Raw genomic sequence first — 20893 nt, 5'->3', positions numbered from 1 at the left:
CAGGGCCGGGGACGGACCCCCATCGCACCGCCCACCGGCGACTTAAGGCGCCGCAGCCCGAAGTCGCCATGATCCAAACGGCAGGCCCTAGCTGCCCGTGCCCGTCCTGCCCCAGTCCGGCCCCGCCTTGTCCCACGCCTGGTCCCAACGGGTGTACCGGCGGCGGACCATGCGCCAGACGATCAGCCGCCTCCCACCCTCGGCGAGCCCCGCGGCGAGCACGGTGGCGCCGAATCCGGCCAGCACGGCGTGCGTCGTCGCGGTGGCGGTGTCCAGGGGGCGGCCCACTATTCGGCCCTGCCCGTCCGTCCACAGCGTGAAGTGGTCGCCGGGCTGCGGGGTCTTGAGGTTGGCCATGACCGTGCCGTGCCGGTCGGTGCCGTCCGGGCCGGTCCAGTCGGCGACCACCCGGCTCTGCCGGTCGCGGGTCGTGGCCGTCTCCGGATCAGGGTCCAGCGGGGAGCCGTCGACCTTCTTGACGACGGTGGCGGTCACCCGGTGCCGGGTCTCCTGCTGGTCGCGCACGGACTGCTGCAGGGCGCTCTGGGCGGCGGTGCCGACGAGGGCGCCGATCAAGGGTGCGGCGATGAGGATCAGCACGAGGGCCGCGAACGCCAGCCACGCCTCGACCAGATCGGTCGTCCGCCGCAGCGGATTGTGCCGCCAACGCCACAGCCCGCCGAACGCCCGCAGTCCACCGATTGCCCGCACTGCCCCACACCCCCTTACGCGTCCGTGATAACCCCGGGCGGAGCCGTCCACGCGCGGTCCCGGTCAAGAGAGAGCGAAATCACCCTCCCGCCGGCCTTCTCATGAACTTCTCACCAAGACTCAACGGTCGGGCCCAGCGCGTGTGTTCCCTACACACGAACGGAATCGTAAGAGGTTGAATTCTCAAGAGGAGAAGGGGGGTTACCTCAGGACCGCGCAGATCTCATCGGGATCGAACGCCTTATTCGAGGATCCGCACCGGATCGCCGATGCGAACCGTGCCCCCGGATTCCGGAACCAGGTTCTGCCCGAAGACCAGCTTGTCGCCGAAACGGCGGTGGCGGGCGAGTGTGCGCAGCGGTTCCCGCCCGCGCTCGGCGGTGTCCTGGTCGGTGGTGGTCACCACGCACCGCCCGCACATCTTGGCGACCCGGAAGGTGACCTCTCCCAGGGCGACGCGCCGCCAGCCGTCCTCGGCCCAGGCGTCCGTGCCGTCGACGACCACGTTCGGCCGGAAGCGGCTCATCGGCAGCGGGCCCTCTTCGGGGTGGTCGCCGTCCGCGACCAGGGCGTTGAGCGCGTCGAGCGAGGCGAGTGTGGTGAGCAGCAGCGGATAGCCGTCGGCGAAGCTCACGGTCTCGCCGGGGCGGGCGTACTCGGGATCGATCGGGCGGCGGGTCGCCGGGTCGTCGAGATGCACGAGCCGCACGGCGATGCCCAGGTAGTCGCTGAACCAGGCGTGCGCCGCGGCTTCGGCGGGGACCCCCTCCACCTTGTCCCGCCAGATCTCCACCGTCGTCGTCCCGGTGGGCTCGGGCACGGGAACGGCGAGCGGCTCACGGCCGGGCGCGGACAGCAGGAGACCGCCGCCGGGCTTCAGCCCGGCGGCGGCCAACGCCATACGCGGATGCGGACGTTGAGTGATGACCTTGCCCGAGTCGTCGACCAGCACCCAGCGGCGGTCGCCCGCCAGCCCCCAAGGCTCCACGACGGCCTCGTCGGGGGCGAATCCCCGGGCCGCCTTCAGTGGGTGGACATGGATCGAGTGCAGTGACGGATTCCCCATGGGGTCATCCTGCCAGCAGGCCGTGACAACCCCACGCGGAATATTTCAAGTGGTTCAGTAGCCGCGGTACTGCTGACCGTTGTACGGCTCCTGCTGGTACGGGGCGGCCTGAGCCGGGCGCGGAGCCGCCGGGCGCATGGCCTCGTAGCCGGTGTTGCCGGGCATCGGACGCTGCTGCTGCTGCGGCTGGGCGCCCGGGTATCCACGCGGACCCGCGGCCTGCTGCGGGATGTACGCGTTGGGTGCCTGCTGCAGCGGCGAGGGCTGCTGGGCCTGCGGATAACCGTAGGCGGGGGACGGCTGGGAGGGACCGGCCGGCAGTGCGGGGAGCGCCGACGGGAGCGCGGGCAGATTGCTGCCCGGCGTGTCGTACTGGGCCGGTACCCGGATGGGGGCGATCTGAGGGGTTCCCCGCTCGGCGACGAGAGAGTCGTAGATCGGGGTGTCCGCGAAGGACGAGGCGGAGTAGTAACCGCCGCCGTAGGTGGAGCGGGGGGAGGTCATGGCACATAAGTTAAGCCCACGATGTGCTGGTTGGGGAGACCGATAAGAGGGTTCTTTTCCGTGTCGGCTGTGACGCTGGATCCCCAATGCGAGCGAACTCGGCGAAAAAGGGCAGCAAAGCGCGTTCTGATCGTGTAAAGGGCGAGTTCCCGGGGGGTTACCGGCGGTTGGACACAGCTCTTTCGGTACGGGTTCTGGGGGTTCCGGGGCCCGGGGGAATAGGTTTGGCCCCGACAACGGGTCCGGGCGGATCCGACGGACTGCGTGGGACGCGGCCTGGCGACGACCTTCTGGGTGACCTTCTGATGGGGGCGGACATGTCAATGCCGAAAGGATCGAACACCGCGGTGCCGACGACGGCGCTGCGCGTGGAACTGGGCCGGGGCTCCGGGCCGGGTGCGCCCCTGACGGACGCCTCGGCGCTGTTGCTCGTCGGCGGAAAGGTACGCTCGGACGCCGACTTCGTCTTCTACAACCAGCCCGCGCACTCCTCCGGCGCCGTCCGGCACGAGGGCAAACGGGACACCGGCGGCCAGGTGACCGAATCACTCGTCGTCGACCTCGCGCGCGTGGAGCCCGCCATCGAGACCGTGGTGGTGGCCGCCTCGGCGGACGGCGGCACCTTCGGGCAGGTGCCCGGACTGTACATCCGGGTGCTCGACGAGCGGGCCGGCACCGAGATCGCGCGCTACGACAGCGTGGACGCCGGCGTCGAGACCGCTTTTGTGCTCGGCGAGTTCTACCGCCGGCAGGGCGCCTGGAAGTTCCGTGCCGTCGGCCAGGGCTACAGCAGCGGCCTGGAGGGCCTGGCCACCGACTACGGCATCACCGTGGACGAACCGCAGCACACGGCGGCACCTCCCGCCCCCATGACCTCGCCGGCACCCGTGGCTCCTCCCGTCACCGTGCCGCCCCCGGTGACGACCGCCCCGCCTCCGCCGCCCGCACCGCCGGCCCCGGTCCGCCTCACCAAGGTCACGCTCACCAAGGAGGCCCCGGCGGTCTCCCTGAGCAAGCAGGGCGGCACCTCCGGGGCCATGCGCGTGAACCTCAACTGGGAGGTGCACAAGCAGTTCACCGGGTGGGGCAGCAAGCTGGGCCGGGCCATCGCCAACCACGCGGACCTCGACCTCGACCTGTGCGCCCTGTTCGAACTGTCCGACGGCAGCAAGGGCGTCGTCCAGGCGCTCGGCAACGCCTTCGGGGCCCTGCGCCAGCCGCCCTTCATCCACCTCGACGGGGACGACCGCACCGGCGCCGTGAGCAGCGGCGAGAACCTCACCATCAACCTCGACCACAAGAACGCCTTCCGGCGCATCCTCATCTTCGTCACCATCTACGAGGGCGCCCGCTCCTTCGCCGATCTGCACGCGACGGTCACCCTCCAGCCGCAGCACGGCGCCCCCATCGACTTCTCCCTCGACGAGTGCACCGTCCCCTCCACCGTCTGCGCCCTCGCCCTCATCACCAACCAGGGCGGCGACCTCATCGTGCAGCGCGAGGCCCGCTACCTGGTCCCCGAGCGCGGCGTGAGCCCGCAGCGCACGGTCGACTACGCCTACGGGTGGGGGATGAACTGGACCCCCGGCAGGAAATAGCGGCCCATACGGCCCATACGGCCCATACGGAGGGGCTTCTGGTACCCGGCTAGCCCTCGTCCGGGACCGAGTCCGGGCGCGCGTAGGTGCGGCCCTTCCAGGCCGCACCGCGTCCCCGGTAGTGCCGCACCGCGGAGTCGACCGTCATCAGCAGGTACAGGAACGCGGTGAACGGCAGCAGGGGAGCGAGCCACAGCGGCTGACCGTAGTAGCGGAGCATCGGCAGGTACGTCGCGGTCATCAGCAGCCAGGCGAGCCCGCCGAGGAGTGCTGGGGGGAGGTCTCCCGCGGCGAGACCCGTCAGGAGCGCGACGGGCGGTACGAGGTAGACCAGCGTCAGACCGAGGACCGTCCCGGCGAGCAGCAGCGGGTTGTGCAGCAGCTGGGCGTAGGCGCTGCGGGAGACCATGCGCCACAGGTCGCGCAGCCGGGGGTAGGGCCGCACGCTGTCCACCCGCTCCGCCAGCCCCAGCCAGATGTGGCCGCCGCTCCTCTTGACCGCCGTGGCCAGGGCCACGTCGTCGATGACGGCCTGCCGGATCGCGTCCGGGATCCGGGCCCGCTCGGCGGTCTCGGCCCGCAGCAGCACGCAGCCACCCGCCGCGGCGGCCGTGCGCGAGCCCCGTACGCCGATCCGGCGGAAGGGATAGAGCTGGGCGAAGAAATAGACGAAGGCGGGCACGACGAGGCGTTCCCACACGCTCTCGGCGCGCAGCCGCGCCATCTGCGACACGAGGTCGAAGCCCCCGCTGTGCGCGGCCGCCACCAACCCGCGCAGGCTGTCCGGCCGATGGGCGATGTCCGCGTCCGTCAGCAGCAGGAACTCGGGTCCACGCGCGCGTGCCAGCCCCATTCCGTGCCGCAGGGCCCAGAGCTTGCCCGTCCAGCCGGCGGGCGGCTCCCCGGGCGAGGACACGGTCAGGGGGAGCCCGCCGTGCCGCCGGGCCAGCCCACGGGCCAGTTCGCCGGTCCCGTCCGAACTGCCGTCGTCGACCAGGAAGACCTCCGCGCGGCCGGGATAGTCCTGGGTCAGCAGCGACGGCAGGCTCTCGGGCAGGACGGCGGCCTCGTCGCGCGCGGGGACGACGACACAGACGTACGGCCAGTCGTCGGGATCACGGCGGGGCGGCAGGCGCACGTCCGTGCGCCAGAAGAAGCCCTGGCCGAGCAGCAGCCACAGCCAGGCGGCGAGTGATCCGGCGGCGGTCCACGCGATGGCGCTCACGCCCAGCAGTCTGCCCCACCGAAACGGTCCCACCGAGGCCATCGTCTATCGTGGCCGGGTGAAGATCGCGCTCATGGACTCCGGTATCGGCCTCCTCCCCGCAGCCACTGCGGTACGGCGGCTGCGGCCCGACGCGGATCTCGTGATCTCCTCGGACCCCGACGGCATGCCCTGGGGTCCGCGCACTCCACAGGACCTGACGGAGCGTGCCCTCGCCGTCGCCGAGGCGGCGGCCGCGCACGCGCCCGACGCCCTGATCGTCGGCTGCAACACCGCGTCCGTGCACGCCCTGCCCGCCCTGCGCGCCCTCCTCGAACCCGGACTGCCGGTCATCGGCACCGTCCCGGCGATCAAACCGGCCGCGTCCGGCGGCGGCCCCTTCACCATCTGGGCGACGCCCGCCACCACCGGCAGCCCCTACCAGCGCGGCCTCATCGAGGAGTTCGCCAACGGGGTGAAGGTCACCGAGGTGCCCTGCTGGGGACTGGCCGAAGCCGTGGAGCACGCCGACGACGCCGCGATCGACGCCGCGATCGCCGCGGCCGCCGCGCTCACCCCCGACGATGCGACGACCGTCGTCCTGGGCTGCACCCATTACGAACTCGTCGCCGAACGCATCCGCGCGGCCGTCCAGCAGCCCGGCCACCCGCCCCTCGTCCTGCACGGTTCCGCCGGCGCCGTGGCCGCCCAGGCGCTGCGCCGCATCGGCGAACTCCCGAAGCCCGAGGCGGACTGGACCGAGGCGACGCTGACGGTCATCCTCAGCGGACGCGAGGGCGCCCTGCCCGCCCCGGCACTGGCGTACGAGGAGGGCAGGCTGCTCCAGGCGGTCGGCGCCGCGCTGGCCGCCCGCCCGGAGCAGTGACGGTCCGCAACCAGGTGCCCGCACTGCGGAACCTGAGTAGTCTCAAAACCATGAGGGACCATCCCCACGGCGAGACGGGCACCCCCGAAGCCCCGCACCCCGAGGTCTGGACCGGCCGCGCGACCAACCGCGGCCAATGGCTGCTGGCACTCGGCGGTGCCGCCTGCATGGCGCTGGGCATCGAACTCGCGGTCGACTCCGCGTGGACCTCCGGCGCCGCCCCGCTCATCATGTCGGTCGTCGGCTGCATCGCGGCCGGGCTGCTCGTCCTCTTCGGCACGCTCGCGTTCGTGCACGTCTCCGTGAAGATCGACAAGGACTGCCTCGAAGTCCGTTGCGGCCACATCGGCGTGCCGCGCCGCCGCATCCCCCTCTCCCAGGTCGCCGACGTCGTCTTCGCACCGTGCGTCACCCCCCACCAGTGGGGCGGCTGGGGCTACCGCTGGCGCCCCGAGAAGGGCACCGCCGTCGTCGTACGCCGTGGTGAGGCCGTGGTGCTGCGCCTCTGGGACGGCCGCATGTTCACGATCACCGTGGACAACGCGGAGACGGCCGTACGCGTCATCCGCGCCCGGCTGAGCCCGAAGGCGTCCGGCGCCGCGCACTGACGCCTTCGCCTACCAGTCGTCGAGGTCCGGCACCTCGACGCCGCCGTCCTCGTCCGTCAGGGGCCGGGCCGTCGCCATCCCCGCGAGCAGGCCCGCCCCCGCCGTCACCGTGGTGAAGCTCAGCGCGTTGCCGACCGTCGCGATCGCGGCCAGCGCGGTCAGGGCCGCGCCCGCGGTGAGGACGACCGGAGTGGGGCGCGGGGTCCGCCACAGGACGTACAGGACCCAGCCGAACACCGCGGCGAGCAGGGCGACACCGACGATCCCCTGCTCGGCCGCCAGCTGCAACGGCGCCGAGTGGGGCTTGTCGTCGGGCGGCAGCGACTGGGCGACCGTCGGGCTGAGCTCCCCGAAGCGGCCCGGCCCGGCGCCCAGCAGCGGCTCGTCGTGAACCAGCCCGAGCGCGTCGTGCCACAGCAGGACCCGGTGCGGGGTGAGCTGCCCCGCCAGCGAGTCGGTCAGCCCGGCCGGCAGCACGTCCTCGGCGATCGCCCAGACCGTCCCCGTCACCAGGGCTGTCACCAGCGCGAGCCCCGCGAGCCCCAGGCCCCGACGGCGCATATGGGCCACGGCGAGCGAACACAACAGCACCCCGGTACACGCGGCGAAGCCGGTGGTCGAGCCGAGGACGGCAGCGGTCACCGCGGCCCCGGCGGCCAGCAGTCGCAGGGCCAGCCGCGGCCCGGGCGAGCGGGCCGCCCAAGCGGCACAGCAGGCGGCGCCCGCGGACAGGGTCAGCAGGGCGGCGGTCGCGCCGTTGTGCCCGAGCGGCGAGATGAGCGGTGAGCCCGCCATGGTGTGCGGAGCGGTGACCGCCAGACCGAGACCGGCGAGGGCACCGGCGGACGGCGCCACGACCGGCAGCAGAGCGCCGCAGATCCGGCCCGCCGCATAGCCGGCCGCCACCGCGAGCACCGCGAGCAGCACACCCTCGGGGCGGCCGCCCCGCGCCGCCGCCGTGATCAGTGACCAGGCCGCGCACGCCCCGAGCATGAGCGCGCCCGTGACATCGGAAGCGTTCCGTCTTTCCCGCGCGGCCGACGCTCCGGCCGCGGACTCCGTCCCCGTGGACCCCAACCCGTCGCCCCCCGACTGTGACGGGCCCCGACCGCCCGGCCGCATCCGGCCGCACGTCAGAGGCTCGCGCACACCGTAACGGGTGATGCGCCGGTCTGTGGATGAGTTGCGCAGGAACGTTGCGGCAGAGGTGCGACATATGCCTCACCCGAGACGCACGGGCCGCGCTGTCGGCGCCGGGGTGACGCGCCGTACACTCCCCGAGTGACCGTCACCGCCACTCCCGTAGACGAGCCGGAACAGCTCGAACCCCAGGCCGCGCCCGTGTCCCGGGCGTCCCGATGGGTCAGCCGGCTCCTTCCGGCCGCCGCCGCGGCGCTCTCCGGGGTGCTGCTCTATGTCAGCTTCCCGCCCCGGACCCTGTGGTGGCTGGCCCTGCCGGCCTTCGCGGTCTTCGGCTGGGTACTGCGCGGACGCGGATGGAAGGCGGGCCTCGGCCTCGGCTACCTCTTCGGCCTGGGATTCCTGCTGCCGCTGCTGGTGTGGACCGGCGTGGAGGTCGGTCCCGGGCCGTGGCTCGCGCTCGTCGTGATCGAGGCGGTGTTCGTGGCGCTCGTCGGCGCGGGCGTCGCCGTCGTGTCGAAGCTTCCCGGCTGGCCGCTGTGGGCCGCCGCGCTGTGGATCGCCGGTGAGGCGGCACGTGCGCGTGCCCCCTTCCACGGTTTCCCCTGGGGCAAGATCGCCTTCGGCCAGGCGGACGGCGTCTTCCTGCCGCTGGCCGCGCTCGGCGGCACCCCGGTGCTCGGCTTCGCGGTCGTCCTCTGCGGGTTCGGGCTGTACGAGGTCGTACGGCTGGTCGTCGACAACCGGCGCACCGGCACGGCCGTGCGCCGGGGTACCGCCGTCGTGGCGGCACTGACCGTGGCCGTCCCCCTGGTGGGTGCCTTCGCGTCCCGTGGCCTGGTGAGTGACAAGGCCGAGGCCGGCACCGCGACCGTGGCGGTCATCCAGGGCAACGTCCCGCGCCTGGGACTCGACTTCAACTCCCAGCGGCGGGCCGTGCTCGACTACCACGCCAAGGAGACCGAGCGCCTGGCCGCCGAGGTCAGGGCCGGTAAGGTCGCGCAGCCCGACTTCGTGCTCTGGCCGGAGAACTCCTCCGACATCGACCCCTTCACCAACCCCGACGCCCGTGAGGTGATCGAGCGGGCGGCCACCGCCATCGGCGCCCCCATCTCCGTCGGCGGTGTCGTCGAGCGGGACGGCAAGCTCTACAACGAGCAGATCCTCTGGGACCCGGAGAGGGGCCCCACCGACACCTACGACAAGCGGCAGATCCAGCCGTTCGGTGAGTATCTGCCCCTGCGGTCGTTGATCGGCGCCATCAACAGCGAGTGGACGTCCATGGTCCGCAAGGACTTCAGCCGGGGCACCGAGCCGGGCGTGTTCACCATGGACGGGGCCAAGATCGGCCTCGTCACCTGCTACGAGGCGGCCTTCGACTGGGCCGTGCGCTCCGAGGTCACCGACGGCGCGCAGTTGATCTCGGTGCCGAGCAACAACGCGACCTTCGGCCGCAGCGAGATGACCTACCAGCAACTCGCCATGTCCCGGGTCCGCGCCGTCGAGCACAGCCGCACCGTCACCGTCCCGGTGACCAGCGGCGTCAGCGCGATCATCATGCCGGACGGGGAGGTCACCCAGAAGACCGGCATGTTCGTCCCGGACTCGCTGGTGCAGAAGGTGCCGCTGCGCTCCTCGCAGACGCCTGCCACCCAGCTCGGCATCGCGCCCGAGATGCTCCTGGTGCTGGTCGCGGCGGGTGGGCTCGGCTGGGCGATCGGGGCAGGCGTGCGCGGGAGGCGCGCCGGTGGCGTGTAGTCGTACGCCTCTCATGCGCGTCGTGGAATCGCGAGGGTGAGGGAACCGGCCCGCTAGGGTCGGCTCCATGGGTACCCCTGATTTCATCCGCACACTCCGTGTTTCCGCCGGCAACCAGCTGCTCTGGCTCCCCGGAGTCACCGCCCTCGTCTTCGACGACGAGGGCAGAGTGCTGCTCAACCACCGGTCCGACAACGGCAAGTGGTCGCTGATCGGCGGCATCCCGGAGCCGGGGGAGCAGCCCGCGGCCTGCGCCGTGCGGGAGGTCTTCGAGGAGACGGCGGTCCACTGCATGCCCGAGCGGGTCGTTCTCGTACAGGCACTGGACCAGGTCCGGTACGACAACGGGGACATCTGCCAGTACATGGACACCACGTTCCACTGCCGTGCGGTGGGCGGCGAGGCGCGCGTCAACGACGACGAGTCCCTGGACGTCGGCTGGTTCTCACTGGACGCCCTGCCGGACCTGAGCGAGTTCGCACTGTTCCGTATCAAGCAGTCGATGTCCGACGCACCCGCCTGGTTCGACCCCACGGTCTGAGGCCGAACCACACGAGTCGGCCCTCGCTCCACGCATGGCTCACACCGGTCGGAGCGAGGGCGTCGTCGTGTCGCCCGAGGACATCTCGTAGGCCTTGAACAGGTGTTCGGTGTCGGCCGTCTGTCGCAGCCGGCCGTCGGGGACCACGTCGACGCCCGTCCCGGCTTCCTGTAGGGACGCCACAGAGCGGGCGCGGGGCCGGCCGGACCGGCCTGCTCATGCGGTTCGATCGTCCTGGTCATGAGCTTGGTCTGCATGCCGCGGATCGGGATCCGGGGGCCGCGCGGGGCGATGAGGCCGATGAAGTACGGCTTCTCGGCTCGTGGACTTTGCGGGCTCCGTGGTCTCCCTGGTCGCCGTGCGGGCCACGGCCGTCCGGAGCGTCACGGCCGTCGCGACTCCCGCCGGCAGGCCCCAGGTCAGGGCGGCCGGGACGCCGCCACCGAAGTCGGCGGCCAGGTACAGGTCCCAGCGCAGGTTCGTCCCCTCCAGCAGCATCCGCAGGAGCTGGCTCGTCAGCAGTCCGAGGACGGTCGCGCAGACCGCGCCGATCGCCAGTGCGGGGACGGTGGCCCGGGTGAGCAGGCCGGGCAGCAGGCGCAGGGCCCACCAGACCGCGGCGAGCAGCAGGACATCGACGGCGCGGTACAGGAGCCAGTCGCCGAGCGATGTGCCCGCCGGGCCCGACCAGGCGCCGAGCAGGAGCCACTGGCGCAGGAGGTCGCCCGGTTCGGAGAGCAGGCCGCCGCCCGAGAAGGCCGTCTGGATGGAGGCGGCGACCGACTGGTAGGAGAGGATCACCAGCGACAGCGCGATCAGCGCGGTCCCGGCGGTGGCGGCCAGACGGGCGGCGTGCGCCGGGACGACCTCCCGCGGCAGCGGTCCGGCGCCCTTGGCGGTGACCCGCGCCATGAGCACCGTTGCCACGCCGGTGACCAGCGCCGTCGCCACCAGGATCTGCCGTCCGGAGGAGATCACGCCCGCCAGCTGGGGCAGGAAGCGGTAACTGCCGTGCCCCTGCGCGGCGATCAGCCACGGCGCGGAGACGGTGACCGCCAGTGTGCCGGCCACCAGACCCCAGGCCCACACCGCGAGCAGCGCGGCCGTCATCCGGCCGCGCACCGGCGGCAGCCTGCGGACCAGGAGCAGCGCCCCGGGCACGAAGAAGGCGAAGACCGCGGCGAACCGGATCTGTAGCGCGGTCTCGTACAGCGCGAGGTAACGGGAGCTGCCGCTCAGAGCCGGGTAACCGGTCCCGGCCGACAGCTCGGCGCCGATCCGCGCCGAGCCCGGCGGGTCGTACGACCAGGGGGCGAGCCAGCGTTCGAGCTCGGCGGCGGTCTGGGCGCCCAGCACGTCGGTGGAGCCCCGCAGCCGCAGCGCGCTCTCGCTCGCCCCCGCCCACCACAACAACACCGTGAGCAGCAGCCCTCCGACCACCGCCGGTATCGCCGCACGCCGATATGTCATGTTCTATCCCCCCGTCGACCGCGTACCCCGTGAGTTTTTTGGTCGAGGGGAGACTACGGACCGCTGATCACATGTGGATCACAGGCCGGCGTCGGCTTGCGTGCCTCGCAGGCTCGGGAACTGTGTCGATCGGGCTTCTCGGCCGGGGTGTGCCGCGTCGGGGGAACGGGGACGGTGGTCGGCTGTCGGCGCGTAAGAAGAAGCGTCGGGGCTGGGGTTGCGGACGTTCTCGCGGGCGATGCGCAGGGGCGGCGCCGGTGAGGTACATGTCGCGCAGCGGCAGTTCGCCCGGGCGGAAGTGGTTGCCCGCCGACGCGCAGAAGCCTGCCGTGATCGCCGCTCGGCGCCCCGCTCCCGGACGGGTGCGCTCAGTCCGTGCGCCCCAGCACCGCCTCGACCAGCTCCCGCCGGTGCTCCGTGTACGCGGCCCGCAGCTCGGCCCCCGGCCAGCTCTCCGGCAGGAGTTCGGCGGGCAGGACGGGGTCGGCGAGCAGATGCCGTACGGCTGCCGCGAGGGCGGTGAAGCGGTCGGCGGGCTGCGTGGTGCGGGCGATGTGCGCGAGGAGCGCCTCGGCGGTGGCGGCCCAGGCGCTCAGCGGCCACAGGGTCGCGGCCAGTTCACCGGCGGGCCGGGCGGGGCGGCTGGTGAAGTGCTCGACCGCGGCGCCGAGGTCCGACGGCCGCGTCCGGCGCAGATTGGCCGGGCGCAGCCAGACGCCCTCCCGCAGCTCGGCGAGGCGCAGGGCGGTCAGTCGTGCCCGCAGGTCGGCTCGTTCGGCGGGCTGTCGGCCGGTCGCGGTGACGACGGCCATCTCCCAGTCGCCGTCCCACGGCCGGGTCTCGGGGTGCACCGACTCGTCCTGGCGGCTCCGGCGCTCCAGCAGGCGGTCGCTCAGGCGGTAGACCGCGTCCGTGCGCCGCAGGTCCCCTGCCGCCACCATCCGGCTGAGCGCCGCCCGCAGCGTGGAGCCGGCGACGCCGAAGGCCTCCACATGGCGTACCAGATCCTTCACGGGCAGCTCGGGCGGATGCATGCCCAGCAGCAGGCTCAGGACGACCGACCGCGCGGACAGCGGCCGCAGTTCGAGCTCGGTGGGCCGCCCCGACACGTTCGTCTGCATGACTCCGTACTGTACGGGCCACTTCTTCGGTGTTACGACATGGCTGCGACCGCAGGAATAGTGTAATACTCGCCGCATGGTCTCGATACTCGCGCACACCCAGCCGCAGTACGCCACCCACGACGTCACCAACCAGCCCCCACCCCTCGCCCCGTACGACGCCTCCGAGGACGTGGCCCTGCTGGAGGGGCTGCGCAGGGAGGGCGCGGAATGGGCCGAGAAGGACATCCGGCGGCTGGGCCTGACCGCCGGCGGCGCCGAGGCGCAGGAGTGGGCCGAGCAGGCCAACCGGTACGAGCCGGAGCTGCGCACCCACGACCGTTACGGCAACCGCGTCGACGAGGTCGACTTCCACCCCGGCTGGCACCACCTGATGCGGACCGCCGTGAGCGAGGGACTGGCGGGCGCGGCCTGGACGGACGACCGGCCCGGCGCCCATGTCGCGCGCCTCGCGGGCGGGCTGGTGTGGGGACACACCGAGGCCGGGCACACCTGCCCGACCTCGATGACGTACGCCGTCGTGCCCGCGCTGCGCCGGCAGCCGGAACTGGCCGCCGTGTACGAACCGCTGCTGACCGGCCGGGAGTACGACCCTGAGCTGCGGGTGCCCACCGAGAAGCGCGGGCTGCTCGCCGGGATGGGGATGACCGAGAAGCAGGGCGGCAGCGACGTACGTGCCAACTCCACGACGGCCACACCCAGCGCCGAGCCCGGTGTGTACACCCTGCGGGGGCACAAGTGGTTCACGTCGGCGCCCATGTGTGACCTGTTCCTCGTGCTGGCCCAGGCGCCGGACGGGCTGACCTGCTTCCTGGTGCCGCGCGTCCTGCCCGACGGCAGCCGCAACGCGTTCCGCATCCAGCGGCTGAAGGACAAGCTGGGCAACCGTTCCAACGCCTCCTCGGAGCCGGAGTTCGACGGCACCGTCGCCTGGCGGGTCGGCCCCGAGGGGCAGGGCGTGAAGACCATCATCGACATGGTCAACTGCACCCGGCTCGACTGTGTGATGGGCTCGGCGACGCTGATGCGCAAGACACTCGTCGAGGCGGGTCACCACGCACGGCACCGCAGTGCCTTCGGCGCCCGACTGCTCGACCAGCCCCTGATGCGCAACGTCCTGGCCGATCTCGCGCTGGAGTCCGAGGCGGCCACGACGCTCACCCTGCGGCTGGCCGGCGCCGCCGACCGGGCGGTGCGCGGGGACGAGGGCGAGCGGATGTTCCGCCGGATCGCCACCGCCGTCGGCAAGTACTGGGTGACCAAGCGGGGCCCGGCCTTCACCGCGGAGGCGCTGGAGTGCCTGGGGGGCAACGGATACGTCGAGGACTCGGGCATGCCCCGCCACTACCGTGAGGCGCCCCTGCTGTCGATCTGGGAGGGCTCCGGCAACGTCAACGCCCTCGACGTGCTGCGGGCGTTGACCCGGAATCCCGGCACCGCGGACGCGCTGTTCACCGAACTCGCCCTGGCCCACGGCGCGGACGCCCGACTCGACGCGGCGGCGGCCCGTCTGAAGGACACCCTGCGCGAGGCCGACCAGACCGGTGCCCGGCGCCTGGTGGAACGCATGGCCCTGACCCTCCAGGCCTCCCTGCTGGTCCGCCACGCACCGGCCGCGATCGCCGACGCCTTCTGCGCGACCCGACTCGACGGCGACTGGGGACACGCCTACGGCACCCTCCCGAGCTCCGCCGACCTGGACGGAATCCTGCGACGAGCACTGCCGACCGGCTGACCCGGCGGCAGACCCCGGCGACGTGACACCTGCGGAGAGAGGATCGAGCGCCCGACGGCGGTGCGACGGCGGGCGGCGTTGGCGGCGGCCGTGAAACGCCGGTAAGGGAGCCATAAGTGGGCAGCTGTCCGCTAGTGCGAGGTGTGACGGGCGGACCCGCCGTCGGCGTCGTAGGACGGGTCAGGGAGGAGGGCGAGGGGAGTCGACGAGTGAGGTGCCCCAGCGTTCGGACTGTCCACCACCAAGAGGTGCAGCAACTCGTCGACAGCGCCACCGAGTTGCTGAAGACCCGAAAGCCGGACGAGGTCCTGCGGGAATGGATGGACGGGCTCGCCCGCTATGCCACGGCCAAGGCGGGCCTGGCGGACGCCCTGCGGCAGGCCACGGCTACGACGGGCGGCCCGGCTACCCGCTCCTCGTCGCCGCGATCGACCTCCTGCTCGACGCCAACCAGGAGGCCGGCACCATCCGCCCGGGGGTGACCGCCGACGACTTCATCCTCGCCATCGCCGGCGTCTGGCAGATCGACCCCCAGGGGGACTGGCGGTCCCAGGCCGGCCGCCTCCTCGACCTCATCATGCGCGGCCTGCGCAAGGGAGCCCCCGGACGGGTGTGAGGCCGGGCTTCGGGACCGGGTCGCCGTTGCCGGAGAGCACGGCGACCGGAGCGACCGTGCCCTCCTCGGCGAGTTGTTCCGTCGCCGGGTGCGGCGGGCCGGAGTTGCCGATGAAGGTCACGCAGCTGAAGCCGGCGATGTGGAAGCCCGTCTTCAGCCCAGTGATCAGCGACTGACTCGAAACCGTTCGGCGTGTGTCACGGAGAGCTCCGGGTGGTGCGGAGGACGTCGGTGAGGGACCGGGCCGGGTGACCGGTGAGGTCGGGAACGGCGCTGCTGACGCCGTCGAGTTCGCCGGTCGCGATGGCCGTGTAGGTGGAGACCCAGGCGTCGAGTTGCCAGGGCGGGGCGCCGTAGGAGGCGCGCGAGGCGTACGCCTCCTCGATCGTCTCGGGTTGGTAGCGGATCGGGCGCCCGAGCTGCTCGGAGACGATCGCGGCCGCTTCGTCCAGCGTCACGGATTCGGGTCCGGTCAGGTCGTACGTGATGCCGGTATGGTCGGCGGGGCGGGCCAGGACCGTCACGGCGGCATCGGCGATGTCGTCCTGGGAGACGAAGGCCGCACGCCCCTGCCCGGCGGGGCCCCGGATGACGCCGTCCTCGCCGGCCAGGTCGGGGACGATCTCCGCGTAGAGGTTGTCGCGCAGGAAGGTGTGGGCCAGGCCGCTCGCGCGGATGTGCTCCTCGGTGTGGAAGTGGTCGCGCGCGAGGGTGAACGCGGCATCGGGCGCGGCGCCGAAGAAGGACACGTACACCAGGTGCGCGACACCGGCCGCCACGGCGGCGTCCACGAAAGCCCTGTGCTGCGAGACCCGGTCCGCGCTCTCCGAGGCGGACACCATGAACACGGTCCGCGCACCGGCGAGGCCACGTGCGACCGCGTCACGGTCGCCGTACTCGGCGCGGACCGCCGTCGCGCCGGGCAGTGCGGGAGCCCGCTCGGGGCTGCGCACCAGCAGCCGCTGCGCCACACCCCGATCGGCCAGACGGCGGGCGACGCGCCCGCCGAGGCGGCCCGTGGCTCCGGTCACCACCACGGTCGGTTCGAAGGGTTCGGTCATGGTGTCATCACGTCCTGGTGTGTCGATGTACTCGGTGCACGACTGTCTGCCCGTCCTCATGAGTCGGCGGGACCTCCGAGTCTGCCTCCCTCACTCGTTGTGCAACACCTCCGCGATCGTCAGCCGCGCGGCGCGGCGGGCCGGAACGTACGCGCCCAGGACGGCGATGGTGAGGCCGGCGAAGGCGAGGCCGGTCAGGGCCGGGGCGTTCCAGACGTCTGTCATGTACGGAGGCAGGGTGATGTCCACCGCGTCCGCCATACGCGGTACGACCACCTGGTGGCCCGCCATGCCGAGAGGGATTCCGAGCAGGGAGCCGAGGGCGCCGAGCAGCGCCATCGAGGCCACTGTCATCACCGTGACCTGGCGTGGCGTCATGCCGATGGACTTGAGCATGCCCAGGTCACGGCGGCGGTCGCGGGTGTTGAGGACGGCGGTGTTGAAGACGCCGAGGGACGCGACGACGGCGAGGAGCAGGGTGAGTGCGGTGGCGGAGCCGATGATGGTCTGGGTGACTGTGTTGGAGTCGGCCGGGTCCGGACTGAGGCCCGGGTCGGCGGCACCGGCGGCCCGCGCGTAGGCGGTCGGGTCGGCGCCGTCGCGGAGCTTGACGTGATAGGCGATGGGCTCTTCCTGGGGAGCCAGGGACCGCATCGTCGACCAGTCGGCGACGACCACCCGGTTGTTGCTCTCCATGAACTCCCCGACGACGACCAAGTTCTCACCGCGGTCGTCCTTCTCCACACGGAGGTGGTCGCCGACCCGTAGCCCGTTCTGGCGCAGGAAGGCCGATCCGGCCACGACCTCACCGCCGTCCCGGATCCACCGGCCGTCGGTGAGCACGCTGTCCAGCTGCGGCCGATCGCCTCGACGGGCTTCGAGCCACAGCTTCTGCGTGGAACCCACCAGGCGGGCCTCGGTGTTCGCCCTGGCGGTGACCTCGCGCGCGTCGGGCAACGAGCCCAGCAGCGCGTGCAGTTCGAGGTCGTCGTGTTCCGGCTTCGTTTCCCTGCCGTCGTGGAAGTTGCCCACATAGACGGTGACTTGGTAGGCGTCGCGGCCCGCGTTGCCGAACCGGTCCATCGTCGTGGCCAGGCCGGTCGCGAACGTCACGGTGGTCACGCCGAGGACCACGGCGGCGAGCGTCAGGGCGCTGCGGCCCGGCCGGGCGAACGGCAGGCCCAGCCCCAGGCTCACCGAGCGCGGCAGCCGGCTGCCCGCCAGCCGACGCTGGACGCCGAGCGCCCGCCCGGCGCGCGGCGCGGTCCCCGCGCTGATCGCCCGCGCCGCGGACAACCGGTGGGCGCGCACCGCCGGAGCGAGCGCGGCGAGGAGGCACACGAGGGGCATGCCGAGCAGGGCGAGCACGTTCACCCAGGGTGCGAGCGAGACACTGCCGTGGAGCACCCCCGCGTCCGGCCCCATGAACACGAATTCGAGCAGGGGTTGTGCCGCCAGATTGCCCGCGACGGTCCCGAGCACGCAGCCGAGGACCGCGGGGACGGAGATCATCACGAGGTAGACGGCCAGCACCTGCCCCGGTGTGAACCCCAGCGCCTTGAGGATGCCGATGTGCCGGAAGCCGGAGATCACCGCGCCGCTGACCACATTGGCGACGATGAGCACGGCCACCACGATGCCGAGGATGCCGAAGGCCAGCAAATATGGCGCGTACGCCCGGGCCGAACTGCCTATCTGCTCCTTGAGGGTGAGGTACGAGCGTGATCCGGTCAGCGCGTTCGACGGCAACTCATCGGTCACCGCGGCCAGTTGTGTGCGCAGCCGGCTCTCCGACGAGGCGTCCGTGAAGCGGAGGAGCAGCTGCGTGGCCGTGGGGTGCAGAGCCTCGATCTGGCCGGGCGCGACCCAGGCGTCCGCGGTCCGGCTCAGGTCGAAGGCGAAACCGACGATGGTGAGGGCCGGGCCCGAGGGCACCTGGAGCCTCTTGCCCAGGTCGTCCGCCGTCCAGTCCGACTGCCGGTTGAGGACGACCTCGCCCGGACCGGTGGCCCAGCGGCCCGCCCACAGGTCCAACCGGTCCACCGGGCCCCCGGGACCGGACCTGCCCACGACGTTGAGTTGGCTGCCGAGTCCGTAGTTCATGGCTTCCCTCGGCAGCTCGACCGTGGCCTGGGCGAACGGCCCGGCGCTCGCCGACACGCCGGACCGCCTGGCCGCCCGCTCCAGTTGGGTGTCCGAGACCTTGGCGGGATCGAACGCGGCGACGACATGCGGTCCGCGCTGTTTGCCGAAGGCCTTGTCGAACGGGGACGAGGCCGCGTCGACCAGGCCGAGCGCCACCACGATCGCCGCCGTCGAGGTCAGCGTGACCAGGCCGATGACCAGCGTCTGGAGCCTGCGCCGCCGTACCGCCGCGCGGGCGGCGTGCCACACCGCCCTCATGCGGACGGCTCCAGGGTGTGCTCGCCGGTCACCCGGCCGTCGGCGAACTCGACGAGACGGCTGGCGCAGCGCCGGGCGAGGTGCTCGTCGTGGGTCACCAGGATCAGCGTCTGACCGATCTGGTTGAGGTCGAGCAGCAGGTCCATCACCTGCTCACCGGAACGGCTGTCCAGCGCGCCGGTCGGCTCGTCGGCCAGCAGCAGGGCGGGCCGGTTCATCAACGCCCTTGCCACGGCGACGCGTTGCCGCTCGCCGCCGCTGAGCACCGCCGGATAGGCGTTGCGTCGGTCGGCGATGCCGAGTTCGTCGAACAGTTCAAGCGCCCGGCGGCGGGCCTGCCGGGCCGGGGTGCCGGTCAACTGGGCGGCCAGCGCCACGTTGTCGAGCGCCGACAGGTCGTCGATGAGATTGAAGAACTGGAAGATCATGCCGATGCGGCGCCGCCGGTACAGGGCGAGCCCCTTCTCGCTCAGTTCCCCCACGCTCTCGCCGTGCACGACGACCGTGCCGCCCGTCGGACGGTCCAGACCGGCGATCATGTTCAGCAGCGTGGACTTGCCGCACCCCGACGGCCCCATCACCGCGACCGCCTCCCCGGCCCGGATCTCCAGCGACACCCCGTCCAGCGCCGTCGTCTCGCCGTACTCCTTGCGCACACCGTCGAGCCGTACGACGGCCTCTTCTGCGTTGTCCTCAATGACCATGCACCGGACGCTAGGCGAGGAGCGTGGCCCGGACATCCCTCCCGCGATGGCACCTCGGCCCGCGGCTCATCCCGGAGATGCAGGGAACCGGATCCCGGGGCTGATGCGGAACGGCGGATCGGTCTGCGAAGGTGAACCCCATGTGGGAGTGGGGGACGGACGGCATGGCGGCGGCGTTGGGGGTGACCTGCGCGGTCGCGGCATGGCTGGCGGTGGCTCTGGTGCGCACGCGGCGCGGATGGCGGACGGCCGTGGGGGAACGCGGCTGGTTGCTCGAACGGGAGCGGGAGAGTGCCGCCCGGGCGGCGGTCGCGGCCGAACGCGACCGTATCGCCCGGGAGTTGCACGACATCGTCAGCCACAACGTGAGCCTCATGGTGGTCCAGGCGGGGGCGGCCCGCGAGGTGCTGGGCACCATGCCGGACGAGGCCGCGGCGGCTCTGCTGGCCGTCGAGGACGCGGGCCGCGGCGCGATGACCGACCTGCGGCATCTGCTGGGCCTGCTGGCGCCCTCGCAGAACGGTGAGGACGAGACCGGGACCGGCACCGGGGACGGGGACGGGGCTTCAGACCTCGGCGTGGTCCGACTCGGCGGCGACACGGCGGAGTTGGCGCCACAGCCCAGCCTTGACCGGCTGGGCTCGCTTGTCGACCGGATCGCGTTCGCCGGTCTGCCCGTCGAAGTGCGGGTCTCCGGCGAGCCGCGCCCGTTGCCGCAGGGCATCGACGTGACGGCGTACCGGATCATCCAGGAGGCGCTGACCAACGCGCTCAGACACAGCGACGGCGGCAAGGCCGAGGTCACCGTGCGATACGCCGACCACGCGCTGCGCGTGGAGGTGCTGAACACCGGTCCCAGCGTGCTGACCGGCGTGAACTCCTCCCCACCGCACCCCACCCGGTCCGCCCCGCGTCACCGGGACGGCACGGGGCGCGGGCTGCTGGGCCTGCGCGAACGGGTCGCGGTGTACGGCGGGGACCTGGACGCCCGGCGCCGCCTCGGCGGCGGCTACCGGGTCCGGGCCCGCATCCCCCTGGACCGCCCGTGACGGCGGCAGAGACGGCGTCGGCGCCCCGTGTGCTCGTCGTCGACGACCAGACACTGATCCGGACCGGTTTCCGGCTGATCCTCACGGCCCGGGGCATCGACGTGGTGGGCGAGGCGGCGGACGGCGCACAGGCCGTCGTGATGGCCCGCGAGATGAAACCGGACGTCGTGCTGATGGACATCCGCATGCCGAACATGGACGGCCTGGAGGCAACCCGCCGCATCCTGGCCCTGGACCCGGACTGCCGGGTGCTCATGCTCACCACCTTCGACCTCGACCGCTACGTCTACACGGCCCTGTCGATCGGAGCCAGCGGCTTCCTCCTGAAGGACGTCACCCCGCAGCACCTGGCGGCGGCCGTACGACTCGTCGACACCGGCGACGCCCTGCTCGCCCCCTCCATCACCCGACGGCTGGTGGAACGCTTCGCCACGGAATCCGCCCGGCCACCCGCCGTGCACGGCGACCTCCGGGCCCTGACACCCCGCGAACTGGAGGTCCTGACCCACCTCGGCCGCGGCCTGTCCAACGCGGAACTGGCCACCGAGCTCACCTTGAGCGAAGCCACGGTGAAGTCCCATGTGGCCCGCATCTTCTCCAAACTCAACCTGCGCGACCGAGCCCAGGCCGTCGTGATCGCCTACGAGAAGGGTCTGGTCAGACCGAGCGACTCCGGGACGGGCGGACTCACGGGCCGGTGAGGCCGACGGGGGAGCGC

At 72.2% G+C, this 20893-nt stretch carries 19 protein-coding genes and 1 pseudogene; 9 read left to right on the top strand and 11 right to left on the bottom strand.

Annotated elements, in window-relative coordinates; translation table 11 throughout:
* Positions 1–87: 87 nt before the first annotated feature.
* The 3 genes from JIX55_RS06555 to JIX55_RS06545 form a co-directional block, all read right to left on the bottom strand.
* Positions 88–711, bottom strand: a complete 624-nt coding sequence (locus JIX55_RS06555) for an Rv1733c family protein (protein ID WP_257562294.1) — start codon at positions 709–711, stop codon at positions 88–90.
* Between the two features lie 241 nt (positions 712–952).
* A complete protein-coding gene (locus JIX55_RS06550; protein WP_257562293.1) occupies positions 953–1777 on the bottom strand; it encodes an MOSC domain-containing protein in 825 nt (274 codons plus the stop codon).
* Between the two features lie 54 nt (positions 1778–1831).
* Positions 1832–2281, bottom strand: a complete 450-nt coding sequence (locus JIX55_RS06545; RefSeq protein WP_257562292.1) for a DUF6643 family protein — start codon at positions 2279–2281, stop codon at positions 1832–1834.
* A gap of 317 nt (positions 2282–2598) precedes the next feature.
* On the opposite strand from JIX55_RS06545, the gene JIX55_RS06540 reads away from it, so the two are divergent.
* Positions 2599–3879, top strand: coding sequence for a TerD family protein (locus JIX55_RS06540; RefSeq protein ID WP_257562290.1), 1281 nt, complete (start codon positions 2599–2601; stop codon positions 3877–3879).
* Between the two features lie 49 nt (positions 3880–3928).
* On the opposite strand, the gene JIX55_RS06535 is transcribed toward JIX55_RS06540, so the two are convergent.
* Positions 3929–5104 (bottom strand): glycosyltransferase, encoded by a 1176-nt coding sequence (locus JIX55_RS06535; RefSeq protein ID WP_257562289.1) that lies wholly within the window; start codon positions 5102–5104, stop codon positions 3929–3931.
* Positions 5105–5162: 58 nt separating this feature from the next.
* On the opposite strand from JIX55_RS06535, the gene JIX55_RS06530 reads away from it, so the two are divergent.
* Both JIX55_RS06530 and JIX55_RS06525 read left to right on the top strand, forming a co-directional pair.
* Positions 5163–5969 (top strand): glutamate racemase, encoded by an 807-nt coding sequence (locus JIX55_RS06530; protein WP_257562288.1) that lies wholly within the window; start codon positions 5163–5165, stop codon positions 5967–5969.
* Between the two features lie 50 nt (positions 5970–6019).
* Positions 6020–6577 carry a hypothetical protein gene (locus tag JIX55_RS06525; RefSeq protein WP_257562287.1) on the top strand — a complete coding sequence of 186 codons (558 nt, stop codon included), beginning with the start codon at positions 6020–6022 and terminating at the stop codon, positions 6575–6577.
* A 9-nt stretch (positions 6578–6586) separates the two neighbouring features.
* Here JIX55_RS06525 and JIX55_RS06520 read toward each other — a convergent pair whose 3' ends face one another.
* Positions 6587–7570 (bottom strand): O-antigen ligase family protein, encoded by a 984-nt coding sequence (locus tag JIX55_RS06520; protein ID WP_257562286.1) that lies wholly within the window; start codon positions 7568–7570, stop codon positions 6587–6589.
* A gap of 288 nt (positions 7571–7858) precedes the next feature.
* On the opposite strand from JIX55_RS06520, the gene lnt reads away from it, so the two are divergent.
* Both lnt and JIX55_RS06510 read left to right on the top strand, forming a co-directional pair.
* Entirely contained in the window at positions 7859–9475 is a 1617-nt protein-coding gene (lnt, locus tag JIX55_RS06515; RefSeq protein ID WP_257562284.1) for an apolipoprotein N-acyltransferase, read from the top strand.
* A gap of 67 nt (positions 9476–9542) precedes the next feature.
* Entirely contained in the window at positions 9543–10016 is a 474-nt protein-coding gene (locus tag JIX55_RS06510; RefSeq protein ID WP_257562283.1) for an NUDIX hydrolase, read from the top strand.
* 39 nt (positions 10017–10055) lie between these two features.
* Here the strand turns inward: JIX55_RS06510 and JIX55_RS06505 are convergent, their stop codons facing one another.
* The 3 genes from JIX55_RS06505 to JIX55_RS06490 form a co-directional block, all read right to left on the bottom strand.
* Positions 10056–10199 carry a hypothetical protein gene (locus tag JIX55_RS06505; protein ID WP_257562282.1) on the bottom strand — a complete coding sequence of 48 codons (144 nt, stop codon included), beginning with the start codon at positions 10197–10199 and terminating at the stop codon, positions 10056–10058.
* Positions 10200–10232: 33 nt separating this feature from the next.
* Positions 10233–11486: a hypothetical protein gene (locus JIX55_RS06500; protein ID WP_257562281.1), complete on the bottom strand. Its 1254-nt coding sequence runs from the start codon at positions 11484–11486 to the stop codon at positions 10233–10235.
* Between the two features lie 368 nt (positions 11487–11854).
* A complete protein-coding gene (locus JIX55_RS06490) occupies positions 11855–12607 on the bottom strand; it encodes a PaaX family transcriptional regulator C-terminal domain-containing protein (protein WP_257562280.1) in 753 nt (250 codons plus the stop codon).
* A gap of 76 nt (positions 12608–12683) precedes the next feature.
* Between JIX55_RS06490 and JIX55_RS06485 the strand changes: the two genes are divergently transcribed.
* Together JIX55_RS06485 and JIX55_RS06480 are read left to right on the top strand one after the other, a co-directional pair.
* Positions 12684–14342 carry an acyl-CoA dehydrogenase family protein gene (locus JIX55_RS06485; protein WP_257562279.1) on the top strand — a complete coding sequence of 553 codons (1659 nt, stop codon included), beginning with the start codon at positions 12684–12686 and terminating at the stop codon, positions 14340–14342.
* A 224-nt stretch (positions 14343–14566) separates the two neighbouring features.
* Positions 14567–14958: pseudogene (locus tag JIX55_RS06480) on the top strand (SbtR family transcriptional regulator); the annotation flags it as partial.
* A 197-nt stretch (positions 14959–15155) separates the two neighbouring features.
* Here the strand turns inward: JIX55_RS06480 and JIX55_RS06475 are convergent.
* The 3 genes from JIX55_RS06475 to JIX55_RS06465 form a co-directional block, all read right to left on the bottom strand.
* Positions 15156–16019, bottom strand: coding sequence for an SDR family oxidoreductase (locus tag JIX55_RS06475; RefSeq protein ID WP_257562278.1), 864 nt, complete (start codon positions 16017–16019; stop codon positions 15156–15158).
* A gap of 90 nt (positions 16020–16109) precedes the next feature.
* The gene (locus tag JIX55_RS06470) at positions 16110–18422 is read right to left on the bottom strand and encodes an ABC transporter permease (protein WP_257562277.1); all 2313 of its coding nucleotides are present in this window, start codon (positions 18420–18422) and stop codon (positions 16110–16112) included.
* Complete coding sequence (locus JIX55_RS06465) at positions 18419–19126, bottom strand: ABC transporter ATP-binding protein (RefSeq protein ID WP_257562276.1); 708 nt, start codon at positions 19124–19126, stop codon at positions 18419–18421. Before JIX55_RS06465 ends, JIX55_RS06470 begins: the two co-directional genes overlap by 4 nt.
* 140 nt (positions 19127–19266) lie before the next feature.
* Between JIX55_RS06465 and JIX55_RS06460 the strand changes: the two genes are divergently transcribed.
* The gene (locus tag JIX55_RS06460; RefSeq protein ID WP_257562275.1) at positions 19267–20175 is read left to right on the top strand and encodes a sensor histidine kinase; all 909 of its coding nucleotides are present in this window, start codon (positions 19267–19269) and stop codon (positions 20173–20175) included.
* A complete protein-coding gene (locus tag JIX55_RS06455) occupies positions 20172–20876 on the top strand; it encodes a response regulator (protein WP_257562274.1) in 705 nt (234 codons plus the stop codon). The genes JIX55_RS06460 and JIX55_RS06455 overlap by 4 nt, the downstream gene beginning before the upstream one ends.
* Positions 20877–20893 lie beyond the last annotated feature (17 nt).

Source organism: Streptomyces sp. DSM 40750 (assembly GCF_024612035.1).
Lineage (GTDB): Bacteria > Actinomycetota > Actinomycetes > Streptomycetales > Streptomycetaceae > Streptomyces.
Note: the sequence above shows the minus strand (reverse complement) of the source record. Positions and strands in the feature narration are given on the sequence as shown.

Coding starts and splice junctions, on each gene's coding strand:
- JIX55_RS06540 (WP_257562290.1), top strand. CDS start 2,599: ATGTCAATGCCGAAAGGATCGAACACCGCGGTGCCGACGACGGCGCTG.
- JIX55_RS06460 (WP_257562275.1), top strand. CDS start 19,267: ATGTGGGAGTGGGGGACGGACGGCATGGCGGCGGCGTTGGGGGTGACC.
- JIX55_RS06510 (WP_257562283.1), top strand. CDS start 9,543: ATGGGTACCCCTGATTTCATCCGCACACTCCGTGTTTCCGCCGGCAAC.
- JIX55_RS06485 (WP_257562279.1), top strand. CDS start 12,684: ATGGTCTCGATACTCGCGCACACCCAGCCGCAGTACGCCACCCACGAC.
- JIX55_RS06465 (WP_257562276.1), bottom strand. CDS start 19,126: ATGGTCATTGAGGACAACGCAGAAGAGGCCGTCGTACGGCTCGACGGT.
- JIX55_RS06490 (WP_257562280.1), bottom strand. CDS start 12,607: ATGCAGACGAACGTGTCGGGGCGGCCCACCGAGCTCGAACTGCGGCCG.
- JIX55_RS06525 (WP_257562287.1), top strand. CDS start 6,020: ATGAGGGACCATCCCCACGGCGAGACGGGCACCCCCGAAGCCCCGCAC.
- JIX55_RS06470 (WP_257562277.1), bottom strand. CDS start 18,422: ATGAGGGCGGTGTGGCACGCCGCCCGCGCGGCGGTACGGCGGCGCAGG.
- JIX55_RS06520 (WP_257562286.1), bottom strand. CDS start 7,570: ATGCTCGGGGCGTGCGCGGCCTGGTCACTGATCACGGCGGCGGCGCGG.
- JIX55_RS06550 (WP_257562293.1), bottom strand. CDS start 1,777: ATGGGGAATCCGTCACTGCACTCGATCCATGTCCACCCACTGAAGGCG.
- JIX55_RS06475 (WP_257562278.1), bottom strand. CDS start 16,019: ATGACCGAACCCTTCGAACCGACCGTGGTGGTGACCGGAGCCACGGGC.
- JIX55_RS06545 (WP_257562292.1), bottom strand. CDS start 2,281: ATGACCTCCCCCCGCTCCACCTACGGCGGCGGTTACTACTCCGCCTCG.
- JIX55_RS06500 (WP_257562281.1), bottom strand. CDS start 11,486: ATGACATATCGGCGTGCGGCGATACCGGCGGTGGTCGGAGGGCTGCTG.